The 19,206-nt window shown below is 65.8% G+C and carries 15 protein-coding genes and 1 riboswitch; of the genes, 5 read left to right on the top strand and 10 right to left on the bottom strand.

The genetic code is table 11. From position 1 onward, the window contains the following. The first annotated feature begins 342 nt into the window (after nucleotides 1-342). Complete coding sequence (locus tag HLA91_RS12730) at nucleotides 343-1,578, top strand: S1 family peptidase (protein WP_170275001.1); 1,236 nt, start codon at nucleotides 343-345, stop codon at nucleotides 1,576-1,578. A 415-nt stretch (nucleotides 1,579-1,993) separates the two neighbouring features. Here the strand turns inward: HLA91_RS12730 and HLA91_RS12725 are convergent, their stop codons facing one another. The 4 genes from HLA91_RS12725 to HLA91_RS12710 all read right to left on the bottom strand — a co-directional run bounded on the left by HLA91_RS12725 (nucleotide 1,994) and on the right by HLA91_RS12710 (nucleotide 8,474). Beyond that, entirely contained in the window at nucleotides 1,994-3,784 is a 1,791-nt protein-coding gene (locus HLA91_RS12725) for an ABC transporter ATP-binding protein (protein WP_170275000.1), read from the bottom strand. Nucleotides 3,785-3,793: 9 nt separating this feature from the next. Beyond that, nucleotides 3,794-5,005, bottom strand: coding sequence for an ABC transporter permease (locus HLA91_RS12720; RefSeq protein WP_170274999.1), 1,212 nt, complete (start codon nucleotides 5,003-5,005; stop codon nucleotides 3,794-3,796). Then, nucleotides 5,002-6,543, bottom strand: coding sequence for an ABC transporter permease (locus tag HLA91_RS12715; RefSeq protein WP_165883199.1), 1,542 nt, complete (start codon nucleotides 6,541-6,543; stop codon nucleotides 5,002-5,004). The genes HLA91_RS12720 and HLA91_RS12715 overlap by 4 nt, the downstream gene beginning before the upstream one ends. A gap of 104 nt (nucleotides 6,544-6,647) precedes the next feature. Continuing rightward, nucleotides 6,648-8,474, bottom strand: coding sequence for an ABC transporter substrate-binding protein (locus tag HLA91_RS12710; RefSeq protein WP_170274998.1), 1,827 nt, complete (start codon nucleotides 8,472-8,474; stop codon nucleotides 6,648-6,650). Nucleotides 8,475-8,796: 322 nt separating this feature from the next. Between HLA91_RS12710 and HLA91_RS12705 the strand changes: the two genes are divergently transcribed. Next, entirely contained in the window at nucleotides 8,797-9,429 is a 633-nt protein-coding gene (locus HLA91_RS12705; protein ID WP_170274997.1) for a PH domain-containing protein, read from the top strand. Nucleotides 9,430-9,432: 3 nt separating this feature from the next. Here HLA91_RS12705 and HLA91_RS12700 read toward each other — a convergent pair whose 3' ends face one another. Then, nucleotides 9,433-10,086, bottom strand: a complete 654-nt coding sequence (locus HLA91_RS12700) for an MBL fold metallo-hydrolase (protein ID WP_170274996.1) — start codon at nucleotides 10,084-10,086, stop codon at nucleotides 9,433-9,435. 142 nt (nucleotides 10,087-10,228) lie between these two features. Further along, nucleotides 10,229-10,294: riboswitch (guanidine-III (ykkC-III) riboswitch) on the top strand. A gap of 6 nt (nucleotides 10,295-10,300) precedes the next feature. On the opposite strand from HLA91_RS12700, the gene HLA91_RS12695 reads away from it, so the two are divergent. After that, complete coding sequence (locus HLA91_RS12695; protein ID WP_170275003.1) at nucleotides 10,301-10,612, top strand: DMT family transporter; 312 nt, start codon at nucleotides 10,301-10,303, stop codon at nucleotides 10,610-10,612. Continuing rightward, nucleotides 10,609-10,965, top strand: coding sequence for a DMT family transporter (locus HLA91_RS12690; protein ID WP_170274995.1), 357 nt, complete (start codon nucleotides 10,609-10,611; stop codon nucleotides 10,963-10,965). The genes HLA91_RS12695 and HLA91_RS12690 overlap by 4 nt, the downstream gene beginning before the upstream one ends. Nucleotides 10,966-10,975: 10 nt before the next feature. Here the strand turns inward: HLA91_RS12690 and HLA91_RS12685 are convergent, their stop codons facing one another. From HLA91_RS12685 to HLA91_RS12670, 4 genes are all read right to left on the bottom strand, one after another. Then, nucleotides 10,976-12,052 (bottom strand): NADH:flavin oxidoreductase/NADH oxidase, encoded by a 1,077-nt coding sequence (locus tag HLA91_RS12685; RefSeq protein ID WP_170274994.1) that lies wholly within the window; start codon nucleotides 12,050-12,052, stop codon nucleotides 10,976-10,978. 52 nt (nucleotides 12,053-12,104) lie between these two features. Then, complete coding sequence (locus tag HLA91_RS12680; protein WP_170274993.1) at nucleotides 12,105-13,736, bottom strand: SLC13 family permease; 1,632 nt, start codon at nucleotides 13,734-13,736, stop codon at nucleotides 12,105-12,107. A 69-nt stretch (nucleotides 13,737-13,805) separates the two neighbouring features. Beyond that, nucleotides 13,806-14,615: an alpha/beta fold hydrolase gene (locus HLA91_RS12675; protein WP_212754368.1), complete on the bottom strand. Its 810-nt coding sequence runs from the start codon at nucleotides 14,613-14,615 to the stop codon at nucleotides 13,806-13,808. A gap of 121 nt (nucleotides 14,616-14,736) precedes the next feature. After that, complete coding sequence (locus tag HLA91_RS12670) at nucleotides 14,737-15,375, bottom strand: thymidine kinase (protein ID WP_170274992.1); 639 nt, start codon at nucleotides 15,373-15,375, stop codon at nucleotides 14,737-14,739. Between the two features lie 221 nt (nucleotides 15,376-15,596). Between HLA91_RS12670 and HLA91_RS12665 the strand changes: the two genes are divergently transcribed. Beyond that, nucleotides 15,597-17,822, top strand: a complete 2,226-nt coding sequence (locus tag HLA91_RS12665; protein ID WP_170274991.1) for an NADP-dependent isocitrate dehydrogenase — start codon at nucleotides 15,597-15,599, stop codon at nucleotides 17,820-17,822. A 78-nt stretch (nucleotides 17,823-17,900) separates the two neighbouring features. Here the strand turns inward: HLA91_RS12665 and HLA91_RS12660 are convergent, their stop codons facing one another. Next, entirely contained in the window at nucleotides 17,901-19,073 is a 1,173-nt protein-coding gene (locus HLA91_RS12660) for a C40 family peptidase (RefSeq protein ID WP_170274990.1), read from the bottom strand. Nucleotides 19,074-19,206: the final 133 nt, after the last annotated feature.

Below are 19,206 nucleotides of genomic sequence, written 5' to 3'. Positions count from 1 at the left end.
CCAGCGCTTCTCTGTGCCCGAAGGACACCAGACACCCATGACCGCAGAAAAACTTCTGGCGGCCAGCACCGGTCCCCTATGACGATCGGCGGGGCGGCTGGCCATACGTCGTAGCCGAGTCTGAACGTCGGCTGTCCGCCGCGTGGGGGCAGGGCTGCCGAACCTGAATGCCTGCTGACCACACGGTCACCGGAGCCTGAGGGCACCCGGTGCCCACCGCCTCGGGAGCGGGGCGCTACGCCGTAAGTCCATCGCCTTTTGACCAAGGCGCAATATCGGCACCGGTGAGATTTCGGAAGAGTGAAAGCACCAACCTGAACGACTCTCACAAGGAGAAAACTCGTGAAACGCACGTTCGTCCACGCGGCCCTCGTCGGCTCGCTGGCCTTTGCAGGAATGGGAGCGGCGATGCCGGCTCTCGCAGCACCGGGCGGGGCGGCCGACACGGCCATCCAGAAGTCCCCGGAGGTCAAGAAGGGCGAGGCCAACTTCAGCGATAAGGAGCTGAAGATCATGGCCGAGTCCTCGGGCCGCACGGTCGCAGCCCAGAAGGACCACCTGCAGGCGCAGTTCACGCAGAACAACGATTACTACGACCTCGTGCAGGCCGGCAACACCTACGACGGCGCGTTCTTCAACGACGAGAACAAGCTCGTCCTCCAGGCCCCGGCCGGTTCGCAGGCCGCCAAGGCCGCTGAAGCCGCCGGCTTCGAGGTCCGCGACGCCACCAACGGCGAGAGCAGGCTCAATGAAATCGCCGATGCGCTCTCGAAGCTCGCCGCCGATGACGCCGGTGTCGTCTCCGTCGCCCCGCACATCGCTGACGACGCCGTCGTCGTCACTGTCACCGACACCAAGGCCGACACCGCCGTGCTCGACAAGGCTGCCGAGTACGGTAACGCCGTCAAGGTCCAGAAGGGTGAGCGCAACGAACTGCACGCCACTGCCAAGGGCGGCGACAAGATCGGCCTGGGCGGCGGCTACTGTTCGGCCGGCTTCCCGGCCACCGACGGTGAGGGCAACCACGTGATGGTGTGGGCCGGTCACTGCATCGAGGACCAGGACAGCTTCACGGTTGAGGGCCAGGACTTCGGCTCCCACGGTGAGACCGCCTTCAAGTCCTACGACGGCCAGCCGGACCGCGACATCGGATACGTTGTGCTGGGCGACGGCAACGAGGTCAGCACCGAGGCCAACACCTACGGCTCGAACCACGGCATCACGAATGCCGAGGAAGGCGCCTGGCAGGCCCCGATCGGCACCGAGCTGTGCCGCACCGGTGCGACCTCCGGTGTCACCTGCGGTGAGATCACCGGCTACAACGCCACGGTGAACTACTCCGATTCGCAGGGCCGCGACGTCGCCCAGGTCTCCGGACTCGGCGAGTCGACCGTGTGCACCGCTGCCGGTGACTCCGGTGGTGCCTACACCGCCGGCAACCAGGCCGTGGGCATGACCTCCGGTGGACCTGCCGGACAGGACTGCGGCTTCAACGGCGGCTACGTCGACGGATCCTCGTACTTCCAGCCGGTGCCCGACGCACTGGACTACTACAACCTGGAGTACGGCCACAAGTGATGAGAATGTCGTCTTTCATCTGACGGTTCCCCGTTCCCTCGCGGGGTGACGCACGGGGGATACTCACAAAGGTAGGGTTCACAGCCCGCGGCGCCGGGGCGGAGCAGCAGCTTCGCCCCGGCGTCGTCTGTATGCGCTGGCAGGGGTAGCACCGCTGCCTGCTCCCCCGGTGCTCCTGAAGTGCGTGCCGATGCCGTGTGCCCGGGCATGTGCGCCTGGGCCCGTGTGCCCCTGCGCACCGCGCCCGAGGCGGTGGTCGCCTGAGCGCGGTGCGGACGGTGTCCTGAGGTGCCGGGCCAGCTCGCCCAGCGGGTGCATGGTGAGCGCTGCCAGCCTGTCTGGCACCGTTTCAGCCATGACGAAAGCGGAGGGAGACCAGTCGGTCTCCCTCCGCTTCGTGCGCGGTGCGTGCGGCTCAGTCCTCGCGGGTGGCGGAGATCATCGCATCGCGGGCTGCGCGGCGACGTCGCTGCTCATTGGGATCGGGCACCGGCACAGCAGCGAGCAGGCGCTGCGTGTACGGGTGCACCGGGTCGGCGACGATGTCGCTGGAGTTGCCGACCTCGACGAGGTAGCCGTGGCGCATGACGGCCACACGGCGGGCCAGCATCTCGACGACGGCGAGGTCGTGGGAGATGAACAGGCAGGCAAATCCCTGTTCGCGCTGCAGCTGCTGGAACAGCTCCAGCACCTTGGCCTGCACGGACACGTCGAGTGCCGATGTCGGCTCATCAGCGATGAGCAGCTTCGGCTGCAGCGCCAGTGCACGGGCGATGCCGATGCGCTGACGCTGACCGCCGGAGAGCTCATGCGGATAGCGGTTGCGCATCGAGGTCGGCAGCTCGACGGAGTCGAGCAGTGCCTCCACACGCTGGTTGAGCGCTGGTCCCTTGAGCTTCTCGTGCAGGAAGATCGGCTCGCCGATCGACTCACCGACCGGCAGCCGCGGGTTGAGAGAGGAGCCCGGATCCTGGAACACGATGCCAACATCGCGGCGCAGCGGCCGCAGCTGGCGGTTGCTCATGCCGGTGATGTCGGTGCCGTTGATCTCCAGGGAGCCCTCGACGACCGGCAGCAGGCCGAGTGCGGCACGGCCGATCGTCGACTTGCCCGAACCCGATTCGCCGACGAGGCCGACGACCTCGCCGGGAGCCACTGACAGGTTGATGTCGTGGGCGGCCCGGAAGGCCGGCGTGCGGCCGATCTTCGGGTATTCGATCGCGGCGTTCGTGAGCTTGAGCGCCGGCGTCTCGGTCGGGTCGTAGCTCTCATCCGGGTGCACGATCGTCTCAGTCGATTCCAGCGTGATGTCGGCCGGCACCCAGTCGCGTTCGGCCGGCTCAGGCGTGGCCGCCTCTTCGAGGTCCTCGACGGAGTCGCCGAAGACACGCCCTTCCTTCTCACCCAGGTGCGGCACCGAGTCAAGCAGCTGCTTGGTGTAGGGGTGCTGCGGGTTGTAGAAGATCTCATCGGCGGTGCCGGTCTCAACGACCCGGCCGCTCTTCATCACGAGGATGCGGTCGGCCATATCGGCGACGACACCCATGTCATGGGTGATGAGGATGATGCCGGAGTCGATCCGCTCACGCAGGTCGCGCATGAGCTTGAGGATCTCCGCCTGCACCGTGACGTCGAGTGCCGTGGTCGGCTCATCGGCGATGAGCAGGCGCGGATCGCAGGCCAGGGCCTGGGCGATCATGATGCGCTGGCGCTGACCGCCCGAGAGCTGGTGCGGGAACGAGTTGAAACGCCGCTCCGGCTCCGGGATGTCGACGAGCCGCATAAGCTCCAGCGCCCGCTCCTTGGCGGCCGAGGGCCCCATATCGAAGTGGGTGCGCAGCGTCTCGACGATCTGGAAACCGCAGGTGTAGACCGGGTTGAGCGCGGTCATCGGCTCCTGGAAGATCACCGAGATCTCCTTGCCGCGAATGCGCTGCATCTGCGCCATCGGCATGTCGACGAGCTCACGCCCATCGAGCTTCGCACTGCCGGTGGCCAGGCCGTTCTTGGGCAGCAGGCCGATGAGCGACATCGACGACTGCGACTTGCCCGAGCCGGACTCACCGACGATGGCGAGCACCTCACCGGGATACAGCTCGTAGTTCAGGCCCTCTGCAGCGGTGAACCATTCACCGCCGACCCAGAAGTTCACTCCCAGGTCCTGCACCGAGAGGATCGGGGCAGCGTCTTTCGTGTGTTCAGTCATGTCAGCCCCTCAGTGCTTCGGTCCGTCAGTGTCATCCACGCCGCCTGGGCTGTTGTCACCCGGATCCTCGTGGGTGTTGACCGTGCCGGCCGGCCCGGGCCGGTCCGGACCTTCGGCCGGAGCGCTCTCGGCGTACGGCATGCCGGTGGCACCGGCACCGGTGGTGACAGCCGCGGCTGCCTCCTCCTCGGTGCGCTCGGGCTTGCGGACCTGCGCCTTGAGCATCTCCTTCTTCGACGGGATGCGCTTCTGACGCGGGTCGAATGCGTCGCGCAGACCGTCGCCGACGAAGTTCACGCACAGGGCGATGACGATGATGAACAGACCCGGCCACCAGAACAGCCACGGGCGGGTGGAGAACGAGCTCTGGTACTCGTTGATCAGCTGGCCGAGCGAGACGTCCGGTGCGGTGACACCGAAGCCGAGGAACGACAACGCAGTCTCCAGCACGATCGCCTGGCTCATGAGCAGCGTCGTGTTGACGATGATGACGCCCATCGCGTTGGGCAGCATGTGCTTGAAGATGATGCGGAAGTCGCTGGCACCGGCTACGCGGGCCGAGTCGACGAACTCGCGTTCGCGCAGGGACAGGAAGTCACCGCGCACGAGGCGAGCGAGACCTGGCCACAGGATGAGGCCCAGGCAGATCGCCAGCAGCAGCGGCGAAGAGTACTTGCCTGCCAGCACACCGAGCACAGCACCGACGACGATGACCGGCAGGGTGATGAACAGGTCGGTGATGCGCATGAGCACATCGTCGATCCGTTTGCGGTAGTAACCGGCCAGCGAGCCGATGAGAACACCGACGACGAGCGAGAGCGCACCCATCACGAGCATCACCATGATGGAGATCTGGATGCCCTTCATGACGCGGGCGAAGTTGTCACGCCCGATATCATCCTGCCCGAACGGGTGCTGGCCGGGCGAGAAGATGTTCGACAGCTGCCATGTCGGCGCACCGCCGTTCATGACGTCATTGGTGTTGTAGTGGTTGAACATCCACCAGCCGGGAATCGGGCCGACACCCACTGATGAGTACGCCAGGATCGCGATGAGCAGCACGATCGTGAGGCCGGCGATGGCGCCCTTGTGCCGGATGAACCGGCGCCAGACGATCTGGCCCTGCGACAGGCCGGCGGTTTCCTGGGCCTCGATGGCGTTGTCGCCTTCGAGAGTGTGTGTGTCCTCGTGCTTCGAGGGATCTGGAAGTGAGGTAGTCATGCGTTCACCCGAATCCGTGGGTCGAGGATGGCATAGACGAAGTCCGCGACGATGTTCGCGACGACAGCGAGTATGCCGGTGATGAGGATATAGGCCATTACCGGGTCGATGTCCGCCTTGCTCAGCGAGTCGACGAACATTCTGCCCATGCCGGCCCAGCCGAAGATCGTCTCCGTCAGCACGGCACCGCCGATGAGCGTGATGATGTCGACCGGGACGATCGAGGCCAGTGGCAGCAGCGCGTTGCGCAGTGCGTGGCGCATGATGACCGTGCGCTCAGTCAGGCCCTTGGCGCGGGCGGTGCGGATGTAGTCCTGGTTCATGACCTCCAGCATCGAACCGCGCGAGTAGCGGGTGTAGGTCGCGAACGAGATGAGCACGAGGGCGATTGACGGCAGCAGCAGGTGGGTGAAGCTGTCGACGGTTTGGTACCAGAAGTCACCCTGCATGCCCGGCGTCGCTGCGCCGATGGTGGCGATCGGCCTGCCGCGGATCTGGGGCAGGTTGGAGTAGCCGGCCCAGACCTGCATATTGCGGTCGATGAAGACGAGCAGGGAGGCGATGATCGCCACGATTGCGGCGGTGCGCGCCGAGGCGCTCTTGTCCGGTCCGCCCCATGCGTAGCCGACGCCGATGCCGATGGCGATCGCGACGACGAGCAGGCCGATGATGATGAACCAGTTGGCCGGGACGAAGTAGAAGAACCACTGCATCGCGTAGTAGAACACGCCGCCGAGCACAGCCGTGGTCAGTGCGGCGTAGAGTGCGCGCTTGTTGTGCAGTCCGGTCGACAGGTGGGTGACGAGCACGGCTGCGGCAAGTGACGTCACTGTCACGCCGATGAGTCCGATGCCCGGCTGCAGCAGCCAGTTGGTTCCGAACAGGAATGCCAGCAGGCCGAAGGTCACGATGGTGCCGGCTGCGAAGTTGATCATGCGCCGTCGGCTGGTGCCGCCCATGGCGCCCATCCAGAACGCGCCTGCGATGAGGGCGAGGACGGCGAGTGCCAGCCAGTTGACTTCGGGGTTGCGCAGGAAGTTGTTGAACTCGATGGCACCGTATTGCTTGAGGAGCACGGCCACCCAGAACACGGGCAGCGAGTAGAGCAGGAAGGTGATGAAGGTGATGGCGTAGTCGAAGCCGGTGTACTGGCGGATAGCCGAGATGAGGCCGACGGTGACGCCGAGGAGGATCGACACGAAGGTGGCGACGAAGACAAGCTTGACGGAGTTGATGATCGCGCCCTGGAGCATGCTCGTCACGGCCTGGCCCGAGAGCCACGAGGATCCGAGGTCGCATTGGCCGATGAGGCAGCCAGCGGCGCCGGAGAGCCACCAGAAGTAACGGATAGGTGAGGGGACGTCGAGCTGGAGATTGCGGACGCGGTTTTCCATCAGCTGCGCCGCGTTCGGCGAGGTGGAGGTGCGCAGATCAGCGAGGGGATCGATCGCAAGGTCGATCAGGATGTACATCAGGAACGTCACGACGAGCATGACGAGTGCAGCCGATAAGAATCGCCTGGTGAGATATTTGATCATTGGTCTTCCCGTGAGGGTCGTGGAACAGGGTGAGGCGGGGGTGCCAGGTGCCGGCACCCCCGCCGGTTAGAGCTGAAGAGGTCTCAGTGAAGAGGACCTCTACCTCACATCTGCCACTCCCAGAAGTTCCAGAACATGGTCGGTGACACGGTCATCGGCTTCACGTTCTGCAGCTGATCGGAGTACGCAACGACCTCCGGGAACTGGAACAGCGTGAGGCCGAAGCCTTCATCGACCAGGATCTTCTCGACCTCGCCGAGAATCTCAGCCTGGCGTGCCGGGTCGGTCTCGGTCTGGAGCTCGTCGTAGAGCTTGTCGACCTCGTCGTTGGCGAATCCGCCGAAGTTGTTCTGACCACCGGTGCGGAAGTTCGCGTCGGACTCAGTCACAGCGGTCGAGGTGGACTGCCAGCCGAACAGCGAAGCATCGTACTCACCGTTGCCCAGGTCCTCGGACCAGGTCTCGGAGGAGTTGTCGATGACCTCGAAGCCAGCCTTCTCAGCCGATTCCTTGATGAGCTGGAACTCCTGCTCACGACGGGCGTTGCCCTTCGCGTACAGCAGGCGGACCTTCGGAGCCTCATCGACGCCGGCCTCTTCAAGCATCTGCTTGGCCTTCTCGGCATCGCCTTCACCGTAGGTGTCCTCGATGCCCGAGCCCTGAACGATCGTGTCGTAGTCAGGCGAGCCCGGAACCTGGGTGAACGAGTTACGGATCTGAGCCTGATCGTTGAGCGGCTTGACGATGTCGTTGACGATCTTGCCGCGCGGGATCGACTGCAGGAAGGCTTCGCGGACCTGCTTGGCCTTCTCCTCATCGCCACCATAGGAAGCCGGGTCGAACGGACCGTTGTTGTCGAAGGTCAGGTCGACGTGCTCGTAGGTCGCACCGTCGGCGGTGTTGTTCTCAACACCGTCGATGGCCTCGACGGCCTGGAGGACGTCAGCAGTCGACTGCGGGTTGATGAGCTGGACCTCGCCGTTCTCCAGTGCCTGAACGGCGGCCATCGGATCCTCGTTGTAGCGGACCGTGATCTTCGAGAGCTGCGGCTTGCGATCGCCCTCGTAGTCGTCACGTGCTTCGAGGGTCAGATACTGACCTTCTTTGAAGTCGGTCATCTTCATCGGGCCGGTGCCGATGAGCAGATCCTCATCTTCCGGCATCGACGTCATGTTGTAGCCGGTGTTCCAGAACTCGGCGACCTTGGCCAGCTTCTCCTTGTCCTCGTTCTCGACTGCGTCGAGGATGGCCTTTTTGCCTTCCTCGGCGTCACCGGTGTCGAGGGCGTTCTTGGCCACGATGTGTGCAGGCACGCCGGAGTCACCGATGGTGAGGTTGGTCTCCCAGTCTGCGAAGGGCTTCGTGTACTCGAAGGTGATCTCCTTGCCGTCCTCGGAGATCTCCGGGAAGTCCTTGATCAGTGCCAGGCCCGGCTCTGCGGCGTCGAAGAAGACATCGCCGCCGGCGTCCTCGACGACACCTTCGTCGTCGCGCTCTGCGTCCTCGGTGGTGTTGAAGTTGCCGCTCCGAGCAGCCCAGGCGAGCACGAGGTCCGCGGCGTCGACAGGGGTGCCGTCAGACCACTTGGCGTTGTCGCTGTAGGTGTACTTGACCTTGAGGGGATCCTCGGACACCTGCTCGACCGTGCCGAACGAGGTGTTGTCCTGCAGCTCCAGGTTCTCGTCGTAGTACTTGAACGCCTCGTTCATCATGTACACGACATTGGCGTTCGTGACGTTGTTGGTGGCGGAAGTGTTGTTGTTCATCGAGTAGAACGGCTGGTTCCACATCACGCTGACTTCGCCGCCACCGCCGTTGCCGCCGTCACCTCCGTTGCCGCCGTTACCACCGTCACCGGGCGGTGTGCACGCGGACAGCACCAGTGCTGACGCCGCCACACCGGCTGCTGCGGTGAGAATGCCTCTTTTCACGTCGTCTCCTTCTATCGGTAATCGCAATCTCACCTGACAGCATGACAATCATGACTGCCAGGTGAGCACTTCATGAGTGAAGTGTGGATTGCAACCAAAGCTAGGCCACCGGAGCCTGTGACGGAGTCCACAATCCGGGAAATAACGCCTATCGTTACCGATTTGAGACGTCGATGAATGGTGGGGTGCATGTTGTGCAGATCACTGTATGAACTTGCATCGTCCGGCCCTTCCCGAGGCGGGTCTTCTGAGATGCCGGCAGCGGGGTTCTGCGTGTCCTGCAAGCGCAGAACCGCGCTGGCTTTCGATTAGGGTGGAGGCCATGTTCTCGCTGCTGAATCGCCAGAGCTCCGGGCCACCGAGCTTCCCCGAGGAGGGCACTCTGCGCCCGGCCGGCTCCCGTGTCCTCGCCGGCACTGCCATCGGCGTCGCTGTTGTTGCAGCTGTGAGCATCGTCTACCAGTTCCCGCCGCTGACCGCCCTGGTGCTGATAGGTGTCCCCGCTTTCGGTGCAGCACTCATCTGGGCGCTGTACTGGCACCCGCGCGTCGACCTCTCCCCTGCCGGAATGACCTTCGTCAACATTCTGCGCACGACACCGATCCCCTGGCCGGCGGTTGATGAATTCGATCTGCGGTACGGGCTGGCCGTCACGACGCGCTGGGGGACGAACGAATCCGCGTGGGCGATGCCGCGGGCGATGAAGCGCGCTGTTCCGACCTCCCGGCAGATGCCGCCGAGTGCCTCGGATGGGGCGCGTGCACGCGACAACGCGAATCCGCTCATCATCGCGGTCGTCGACTACCACGCCGAGTTAAAGCAGAGAGGATTCCTCACCGATCCGGTGCTCGAAGACACGGCGCCGCAGCGTCGGTGGAACACCGGTGTCGTCGCCGCGCTGCTGCTGACCGCTGCGTGGGCGGCAGCGGCGGTCATCTACCTGCAGGTGCGCTGAGCGTCACCAGCCGCGCTCGCGCCACTGAGGGATCTGCGGGCGCTCGGCACCGATCGTGGTCGCATCACCGTGGCCGGGCAGCACGTGGGCCTCGTCGCCGAACTGCCCGAAGATCCGCTCCTCGAGGTCGTCCATGAGTGAGGCGAAGTCCTCGCTGCTCCATGTCTTGCCCGGACCACCCGGGAACAGGCTGTCGCCGGAGAAGATGACGACCTCTCCCCCGGAGTCGCGCAGCACATACGCGACAGATCCGGGTGTGTGCCCGCGCAGCTCGATGACCTCGAGCTCGAAGCCGTCGAAGGACAGGGTCTCACCATGGGCGACCGGTTGGTCGATGGTCTGGCCGGACTCCTCGGTGATCGCCTCGGCGTCATTGACGCCGGCGACGGTGCGGGCGTCGTAGCGCTCGGTGATCGGCTTGAGGGCGCGGACGTGGTCCCAGTGCCGGTGGGTGGTGAGCACATCGGTGACGTGGGCGGCATCGGCGGGCCCCGCCTCGGCGCCGGCGTCGACGAGCGATTCGATGGCCTCGACGTCGTCGGCGGCATCGATGATGACCTGCTGGCCGGTCGTGGCCGAGGTGAGCAGGTAGACGTTGTTGCTCATCTCCGAGACGGCGATCGAGCGGAGGGAAACATCGGTGAGCTGCAGGTCCATGGCGATCTCCTCTTCTCCGGTGTGCCGCCGGCGACTGCCAGCGGCGGCTCCGGTTCCAGCCTAGCGGGAACGGTGCCCGCCGCACACGGGTCTCACTGGATGTGCGCACCCTGCCGGGAGGCTGCGCCGGTGCTATGGTGGCGGGCAGGCACCGACAGTGCCAGCGGACGAGGGAGCCGTACCCGCCGAGCGCAAAGACGGCCGCTTTCTCATCATGTACTGGACTGTTCTCATCTCATCCGGCACGTTCGAGGCGATGTGGGCGTTCGCCCTGGCCGCCCGCCATCTGCGGATCGTGCCGCGTCTGACTCTCTTCATCATCGGAACCATCGTCTCTATGGGAGGCCTCGCGTGGGGTCTGCAGAAGGTTCCTGTCGGCTCCGGTTATGCCGTGTGGGTCGCCGTCGGCGCGATCACCACGCTGGCGCTCGGCGCGCTGCGCGGGACTGAACGGCTGAATCTCGTGCGGATCGCCTGTGTCGCAGCGATCATCGCCGGTGTCGTCGGACTGCAGGTGCTGTCATGACGAAGTACTGGCTGGCACTCATCTTCTCCGGCATGGCCGAGGCGGTTTGGGCGGGCATGCTGGCCGCCGGAGTGCTGCACCCCGGACGCGGAGCGCTCTTCCTCATAGGCCTCGCGGCATCGCTGACCGGCCTAGCCTATGCAATGCGGGCGATCCCAATGGGCACCGCCTATGCGATCTGGACCGGAGTCGGCGCAGCGACGACCGCTGCCTGGTCCGCAGTCCTCGGCGAGGAGTTCGGGCCCGGCAAGATCGCCTGTCTGGTCCTCATCATCGCCGGTGTTGCCGGGCTGCAGCTCACCGCTGATAAGGCCGATGACGCCGGTACGGAGAAGGCAGCGTCGCAGTCTTAGGACTGTCGACTCACCACTTGCCGCGGGTGTACTGCGGCGGGTACGGCGCGTCGCGCCAGTTGAGTCCCAGTGCGTGAGCGGCCCGCAGCGGCCAGGCAGGTTCGCGCAGTGCAGCACGGGCCAGCAGCACGACATCGGCATCACCGGAGACCAGGATGCCTTCGGCCTGGGCGGGTTCGGTGATGAGCCCGACAGCACCGGTGGTGACACCGGCGGCGGCGATCTCGGCGGCCAGCGGCACCTGATAGGACGGGCCGACCGGGATGTCGGCGATGACGTTGCCGCCGGAGGACACGTCGATGAGGTCGGCACCGGCGTCCTGCAGGGCGATGGAGACCTCGGTCGCCTCGGCGACGTCGAAGCCGCCGTCGGTCCATTCGCTGGCCGAGATCCGCACGAGCACCGGTTTATCCTCGGGGAAGGCCTCGCGCACGGCGGTGTAGACCTCCATGAGCAGCCGTGAACGGCCGGCGAGGTCACCGCCGTATTCGTCGTCGCGGACGTTGGACAGCGGTGAGAGGAACGAGTGCAGCAGGTAGCCGTGGGCGGCGTGGATCTCGACCGTGTCGAAACCGGCCGCGTCAGCCCGGCGGGCGGCGGCTGCGAAGGCCTCGACGACCTCGGCGATGGCCTCCCGGCTCAGCGCTGCCGGCTCTGCCAGCCCTTCGAATGCGAGGGCCGAGGGCCCGACCGTCGCCCAGCCGCCCTCTGCCTCGGGGACGGAGCCGGACGGTTCGCCGACGAACGGACGGTAGGTGCTGGCCTTGCGGCCGGCGTGGGCGAGCTGCATGCCGATCGCTGCGCCCTGGCTGTGGGCGAAGTCGACGATCGGAGCCCAGGCCTCGGTGTGGGCATCGGACCAGATGCCGGCGTCCTGGGGGGAGATCCGGCCCTCGGGCAGCACTGCGGCTGCTTCGGTGAGGATGAGCCCGAAGCCGCCGGTGGCGCGGGCGCCGAGGTGGACGAGGTGCCAGTGACCGGGCATGCCGTCGAGGTTCTCGCAGGAGTACTGGCACATCGGTGCCAGCCAGACGCGGTTGCGGACGGTGAGTCCGCGCAGGGTGACCGGTTCGAAGAGCTTCGCCATGCCCTCACCCTAACTGCTGGTCAGCAGGCTGAGGGCATGACGGTCCTCACATTCACAGAGCGATCGAGAAGACGCCCACCGCGATCGTCATCGTGACGATCGAGATGATGACGATGCCGATGACGTTGAGCACCACACCGCCCTTGACCATGTCGGCGATGCGCACATAACCCGAGCCGTAGGCCACCGCGTTGGGCGGGGTGGCCACCGGCAGCATGAACGCACACGTGGCGGCGAGTGCGACCGGGATCGTCAGCAGCAGCGGGTCGTAGCCCAGGCCCATCGCCACACCGGCGACCACCGGGATGAACGTCGCTGCCGTCGCGGTGTTCGAGGTGATCTCGGTGAGGAAGATGATGCCGGTGGTGAGGATGACGACGAGTGCGATAAGCGGCACCCAGTCCAGCGCCTGGACTGATTCGCCGATCCAGTCGGTCAGCCCGGTCTTGGTGAACTGGTCCGACAGCGCCAGGCCGCCGCCGAAGAGCAGCAGCACACCCCACGGCAGTTCGACGGCCGATTCCCAGTCGAGCAGGCGCACGCCGCGGGCGTGGCCGGCGGGCATGAAGAACAGCAGCAGGCCGATGGTCATGGCGATGCCGGCGTCGTCGATCGGCGGGTCTTCGAAGATGATCGGGAGCGCGATCCACGACACAGCAGCGAGCACGAAGAGGGTGAGGACACGCCATTCGCCCTGGGAGACCGGTCCGAGCTTGTCCATCTCCGCCCGGATGAGGTCGCGGCCGCCGGGGATCCGGTCGATCTCGGGTTTGAAGAACATCTTGGTGAGCACGAACCAGGCGACGACGAGCATGACGATCGCCACCGGGGTGCCGACGAGCATCCACTGGCCGAACTGGATGTTGATGCCCTCGTTCTCGCGCAGGTAGCCGACCAGCAGGGTGTTCGGCGGGGTGCCGATGATCGTGGCGACCGAGCCGATCGAGGCGGCATAGGCGATGCCGAGCATGAGTGCGGTCCCGAAGCGCGACTGCAGGATGCCGTCGGTGCCGGTCGCGTCGTCATCGGCCTTCTCGGAGTCTTCGAGCGTGTCATCACCGGTCTTCGACATCGCCTCGTTGACGAGCACGAGGACAGACAGGCCGATGGGCAGCATGAGCACGGCGGTGGCGGTGTTCGACACCCACATCGACAGGAACGCGGTGGCGATCATGAAGCCGGCGATGAGTGCGCCGGTGCGCTCGCCCATGAACGACAGGATGATGAGGGCGATGCGCCGGTGGAGGTTCCAGCGCTGCATCGCCAGGGCGATGAGGAACCCGCCCATGAACAGGAAGATCGTGTCGGAGCCGTATTTCGCGCCGACTGAGGAGACGGTCACCGGGGCCTCTTCGGTGCCTTCGATGAGGAGGGGGAAGACGACGAGCGGGACGAGTGCGGTGGCCGGGATCGGCAGCGCCTCGGTCATCCACCACACTGCCATGAGGCTGGCTGTGGCGGCGGTGACGCGGGCGCCGTGGGGCACGTCCTCGGGCATGACGAACCAGATGATGGCGGCGAGCACGAGCCCTCCGATGATGCCGATCCAGCGGGTGTAGTTCGTCGACGTCGAGAACGGCTGTGCCCGCTCTCCGGGTGAGAGCATATTCTGCTCGCTGCTGCCGGTGCGCGGCAGCGGCGAGTAGTGGGAGGCGTGTTCGCCTGCTGGTCTGTTCTCGGACATCGGGCTCATTCCCTCAGATCGATGGGGGCGGTGGACAGGCGGATGGATGGGGCGGGTGGACGGGGTGTGTCAGCTGCGGTTCTCGGTGCGGGAGAAGAAGGCGGTCAGCGCATCGCAGACGAGGTCGGGGTGTTCGGCGACGACGATGTGGGCGGCATCCGGGATGACGGTCGCTTCACCTGCCTCGACCTGTTCGGCCAGGGCGCGCATGGACTCCGGCGGGTTGCCGATGTCCTGGGCGCCGGCGACGAAGAGGATCGGGATGGAGATGTCGGAGATCCGGTCGGTGAGGTCGAAGCGCGACAGCGCCTGGCAGCAGGCGATGTAGCCGGCGTCAGGGACGTTGCCGAGCATCTCGCAGACCATCGGGCCTGCCGGGTTGTCCTCGTCGAGGAAGCCGGCGGCGAACCACCGGTCGGCGGTGTCGGGGATGAGGCTGCGGGTGCCGTCAGCCCGGACGGCGGCGATGCGCGCGTCCCAGCTCTCAGCGTCACCGAACTTCGGGGCCGCGCACAGAGCGGCTGCGGCGGTGACCCGGTCGGGGTGGTCGAGGGCCAGCTGCATGGCCACCCCGCCGCTGATCGACAGGCCGGCGTAGAGGAAGGTCTCAGCGCCGATCGCATCGGCGATGGCGATGACACCAGCGGCGATGTCGGTCAGAGTGAGGTCGGCGAGCTGGGCTTCAAGATCGTCTGCGGTGTGACTGGCGGGGTCGTGGCCGGGCAGGTCGAAGGTGACGATGCGGTAGTCATCGGCCATCCGGTAGGCCACACCAGCCCAAAGTTCGCGGGTGGTGCCCAGCGCGTTGCCGAGGATGAGGACGGGAGCGTCGGGGCCGGGATCGTGGACGATCGAGTAGGACAGCAGCGGGATCGTCATGGTCGAGCCTCCTCCTTCACACGGAACGTTCAGCTTCCACCATAGTGAAGGCGCTCACGCACCGATACCGCAGGGCGCAGGCGTGTCCGGATCGTTAGGCGTCGCCGAGGCGGCGGCCGGCTCAGCGCGGCGCGCCGAGCACTCCCCCGGACCGGGTGAGATAGCAGTTGGCGCACAGCGACTCGTAGGTGACGTCCATGCCGTCGATGGCGACCTGGTCGCCGGAGAAGACGAACTCGCCATCAACCTGGCGGCCGTTGAACATCGCCTTGCGCCCGCACCGGCAGATCGTCTTGAGCTCCTCGAGCGTGTGGGCGATCTCCAGCAGCCTCGCTGAGCCGGGGAAGGCCCGTGTCTGGAAGTCGGTGCGGATGCCGTAGGCCATGACCGGCACGTTGTGCAGGGTCGCGATCCGCAGGCAGTCATCGACCTGGCTGCCGGTGAGGAACTGGGCTTCGTCGATGAGCAGGCAGGCGACCGGCTGGACGGGCATCTCCAGGCTCTCGATGAGCGCATCGTGGTCGACGTAGCCGGCGGTGTCGGCAAAGATCTGCTCGACATCGGCATCAGCGTCGATGAGGAAGTCGACGGTGCGGGTGACGCCTAAGCGGGAGACGATCTCGTCAGCGCCCTTCGTGTCGATGCGCGGCTTGGCCAGCAGCACCCGCTGGCCGCGCTCCTCATAATTGTAGGCCGCCTGCAGCAGGGCGGTGGACTTGCCCGAATTCATGGCGCCGTAGCGGAAGTACAGCTTCGCCATCGCGGTCTCCTCCCCTGTGCTGGTACTCAGCCGTCACCGGATCTTCCCTGGTGGCGGCAGGGTCGCGTGGACCCCGCGCAACAGGATAGTACGAACCGGCAGCCGGCCGGCGGGGCGTGTGCGATCGCACTCGCATCGTGCCCGAGGGGGTTAGGCCGCCGCCAGGGACGCTGAGTAGACTGACAGAGATAACCCCTAGCGATCTGGAGACGTCACTGACCATGTCAAAGATCATCTATACGCATACCGATGAAGCGCCGATGCTGGCGACGTACTCGTTCAAGCCGATCCTCGAAGCCTTCGCCACCACCGCCGGCGTCGAGGTCGAGACCCGTGACATCTCACTGGCTGGCCGCATCATCGCCCTCTTCGGCGACTACCTCACCGAAGAGCAGAAGGCTCCCGATGCTCTCGCTGAGCTCGGTGAGCTGGCCAAGCAGCCTGAGGCCAACATCATCAAGCTGCCGAACATCTCCGCCTCGGTCCCGCAGCTCAAGGCCGCGATCGCTGAGCTGCAGGAGAAGGGCTACCAGCTCCCGGACTACCCGGAGGAGCCGGCGACGGATGAGGAGAAGGACGTCCGCGCGCGCTACGACAAGGTCAAGGGCTCAGCCGTGAACCCGGTGCTGCGCGAGGGCAACTCCGATCGCCGCGCACCGGAGGCAGTGAAGAACTACGCCAAGAAGCACCCCCACTCGATGGGCGAATGGTCGGCTGACTCGAAGACCGCGGTTGCCACGATGGGCAAGGACGACTTCCGCTCCAATGAGCAGTCCGTTATCGCCGAGAAGGACGACACCTTCACGATCCGCCTGCGCACCGCCTCGGGAACCGAGACCCTCAAGGAGGTTCCGGTGCTCGCCGGCGAGGTCGTCGACGCGACCTTCCTCAAGGCCTCGGCGCTCGATGCGTTCCTCAGCGACCAGATCGCCCGCGCCAAGGACGAGGGTGTGCTGTTCTCCGTGCACCTCAAGGCGACGATGATGAAGGTCTCCGACCCGATCATCTTCGGCCACGTCGTCGAGGCGTTCTTCCCCGAGGTGTTCAGCACCTACGGCGAGCAGCTGGCCAAGGCCGGCCTGAGCCCCAACGACGGGCTCGGCGCGATCCTCTCCGGACTCGACGATGTCCCGGCAGACGTCGCCGACGGTGTCCGCGCAGGCATTGAGAAGGGCCTGGCTGAAGGCCCGGAGATGGCGATGGTCAACTCCGATAAGGGCATCACCAACCTGCACGTGCCCAGCGACGTCATCGTCGACGCGTCGATGCCGGCGATGATCCGCATCGGCGGCAAGATGTGGGGACCCGACGGTGAAGAAGCCGACACGCTGGCCGTCATCCCCGACTCCTCCTACGCTGGCGTCTACCAGGCAGTCGTCGAGGACTGCAAGGCCAACGGCGCCTACGATCCGGCCACCATGGGCTCGGTGCCCAATGTCGGTCTCATGGCCCAGAAGGCCGAGGAGTACGGCAGCCACGACAAGACCTTCGAGATCAGCGAAGCCGGCACCGTCGAGGTCGTCGACTCCTCCGGCACCGTGCTCATGAGCCACGACGTCGAGGCCGGTGACATCTGGCGGGCCTGCCAGACGAAGGACGAGCCGATCCGCGACTGGGTCAAGCTCGCCGTCACCCGCGCCCGGATCTCCGACACCCCGGCCGTGTTCTGGCTCGATGAGTCGCGTGCGCATGACCGCAACCTCATCGAGAAGGTCAAGCAGTACCTGCCCGAGCACGACACCGACGGCCTCGACATCCAGATCATGGATCCGGTCGCGGCAACCAAGCACTCGCTTAAGCGCATCCGCAACGGCCAGGACACCATCTCGGTGACCGGCAACGTGCTGCGTGACTACAACACCGACCTGTTCCCGATCCTCGAGCTCGGCACCTCGGCAAAGATGCTCTCGGTCGTTCCGCTCATCGCAGGCGGCGGCCTGTTCGAGACCGGAGCCGGAGGCTCGGCACCGAAGCACGTCCAGCAGCTGCTGGAGGAGAACCACCTGCGCTGGGACTCCCTCGGTGAGTTCCTCGCCACTGCCGAGAGCTTCCGCCACCTCAACCGCAGTGCGGGCAATGAGCGCGCCGGTGTGCTGGCATCGACCCTCGACAAGGCGACCGAGACCTATCTCAACGAGAACCAGTCGCCGTCGCGCAAGGTCGGCGAGCGGGATTCGCGCGGCAGCCACTTCCACCTGGCCCTGTACTGGGCTGAGGAGCTGGCCAAGCAGACCGAGGACGCTGAGCTGGCTGAGGCGTTCAAGCAGATCGCCGGTCAGCTGCGCGAGAACGTCGACACGATCGATGAGGAGCTGCTCGCCGTGCAGGGCGATTCCGCCGACATCGGCGGCTACTACCTGCCCGAGGACAAGAAGGCCTCGGCTGTCATGCGTCCGTCGAAGACTCTCAACGAGATCATGAAGACGCTGGAGAAGAAGGACGTCTGATCCTCTGATCCTCAGCGACAACAGCTGGGCCCGGAACCGATCGGTTCCGGGCCCTGCTGTTCTCAGCGCTCAGATCTGTCAGAGGTAGCGCTTGGCGCCGGCGAACTGGCCGGAGCGATCCCACTTCTTCCAGTCGACGATCTCGACGTTCTTCGAGGCGTTCGGGGCGTGGATCATCTTCCCGCCGCCGATGTACATGCCGACATGGTGGACCGATCCCTTGCCGCCGCGATTGGCGAAGAAGATGAGGTCGCCATGCTGCAGCTGCGAGGCCTTCACGCTCTTGCCGGCCTTCGACTGCGGGCCGGAGTCGCGCGGGATGTCGATGCCGTGGGAGCGGAAGACTGCATAGGTGAAACCGGAGCAGTCGAAGCCGTACTGGGACGTGCCAGCCCACAGGTACCGGATGCCCTCATACCGTTTGGCCGTGGCGGTCAGATCGGTCGGCTTGGGCTTCGGGGCGCCGGTGCCGGACGCCTGCAGGCGCACGTCAGCGGACTTGACCCAGCCGGTGGTGCCGTTGGGCAGGCGCACGCGCACGGCATCATCGCTGCGGGTGAGCACCGGCAGTTCGGTGTTCGTCGACACGGCCTTCATCGCCTTGCCGCCCGGGGCGTCGCTGACAGCGGTCTTGACCGCCTTGACGACGGCGAGCTCGCCTGCACCGCGCAGCTTGCCGAAGTCCGGGTTGCCGACGAGCTGGGCGCGCGGCATCCAGCCCTCATAGCCGTGCTTGGCGCCGGGGTCGGACTGCGAGCGCACGGCGACCTTCGCCCAGTCCTTCGTAAGCGACAGGACACGGACTTCGTCGCCGTAGAGCGCCTGGGTCTGTGTCTTGCCGGTCAGTCCGCGGCGCACCTCGGTGTCCTTGAGGTTGGCGTTCCACTCATCGAGCTTCACTGGGTTGGCCAGCGCCGGCTGGTCGACCTTGCGCGGGCTGGAGGAATCGGTCCAGACCGTGGCAACGGCGACGTCGACGAAGGCCGGTTTGCCCTCGTGCAGCCCGGAGCCGGGCTTGAGCGGCGGATCGGCGGCCGGGTTGGTGTCGATGACGTGGCCGGTGAGCGGATCGACTTCGATCTGCTTGATCGGCGGGCGCGGCGGCAGATCGTGACCGATCTGCGGAGGATCGGCCAGCGGGTTGGCCGCGGCGGGACCGGCCACGCCGGTGAGCCCGGTGGCTGTGAGAACGGCTGCGGCGAGGACGGTGCGGTACCGTCGGCGCAGCGGGGCACGGGTCGTGCGAGACATGGATGTCCTTCCAGTGACCTGGTGGGAAGTGGGACACGAATGCGATCTCACCGTAGCCAAAACCCGATTGCCGGTGAAAAGATCCACCCGCCGGGTCGCCGATCGTCACGCAATCGTGATACAGGCGCGCTGT

Source organism: Brevibacterium luteolum (genome assembly GCF_013004595.1).
GTDB classification, from domain to species: domain Bacteria; phylum Actinomycetota; class Actinomycetes; order Actinomycetales; family Brevibacteriaceae; genus Brevibacterium; species Brevibacterium luteolum.
The sequence above is the reverse complement of the archived record's forward strand: the minus strand, read 5'-3'. Positions and strand labels throughout refer to the sequence as shown.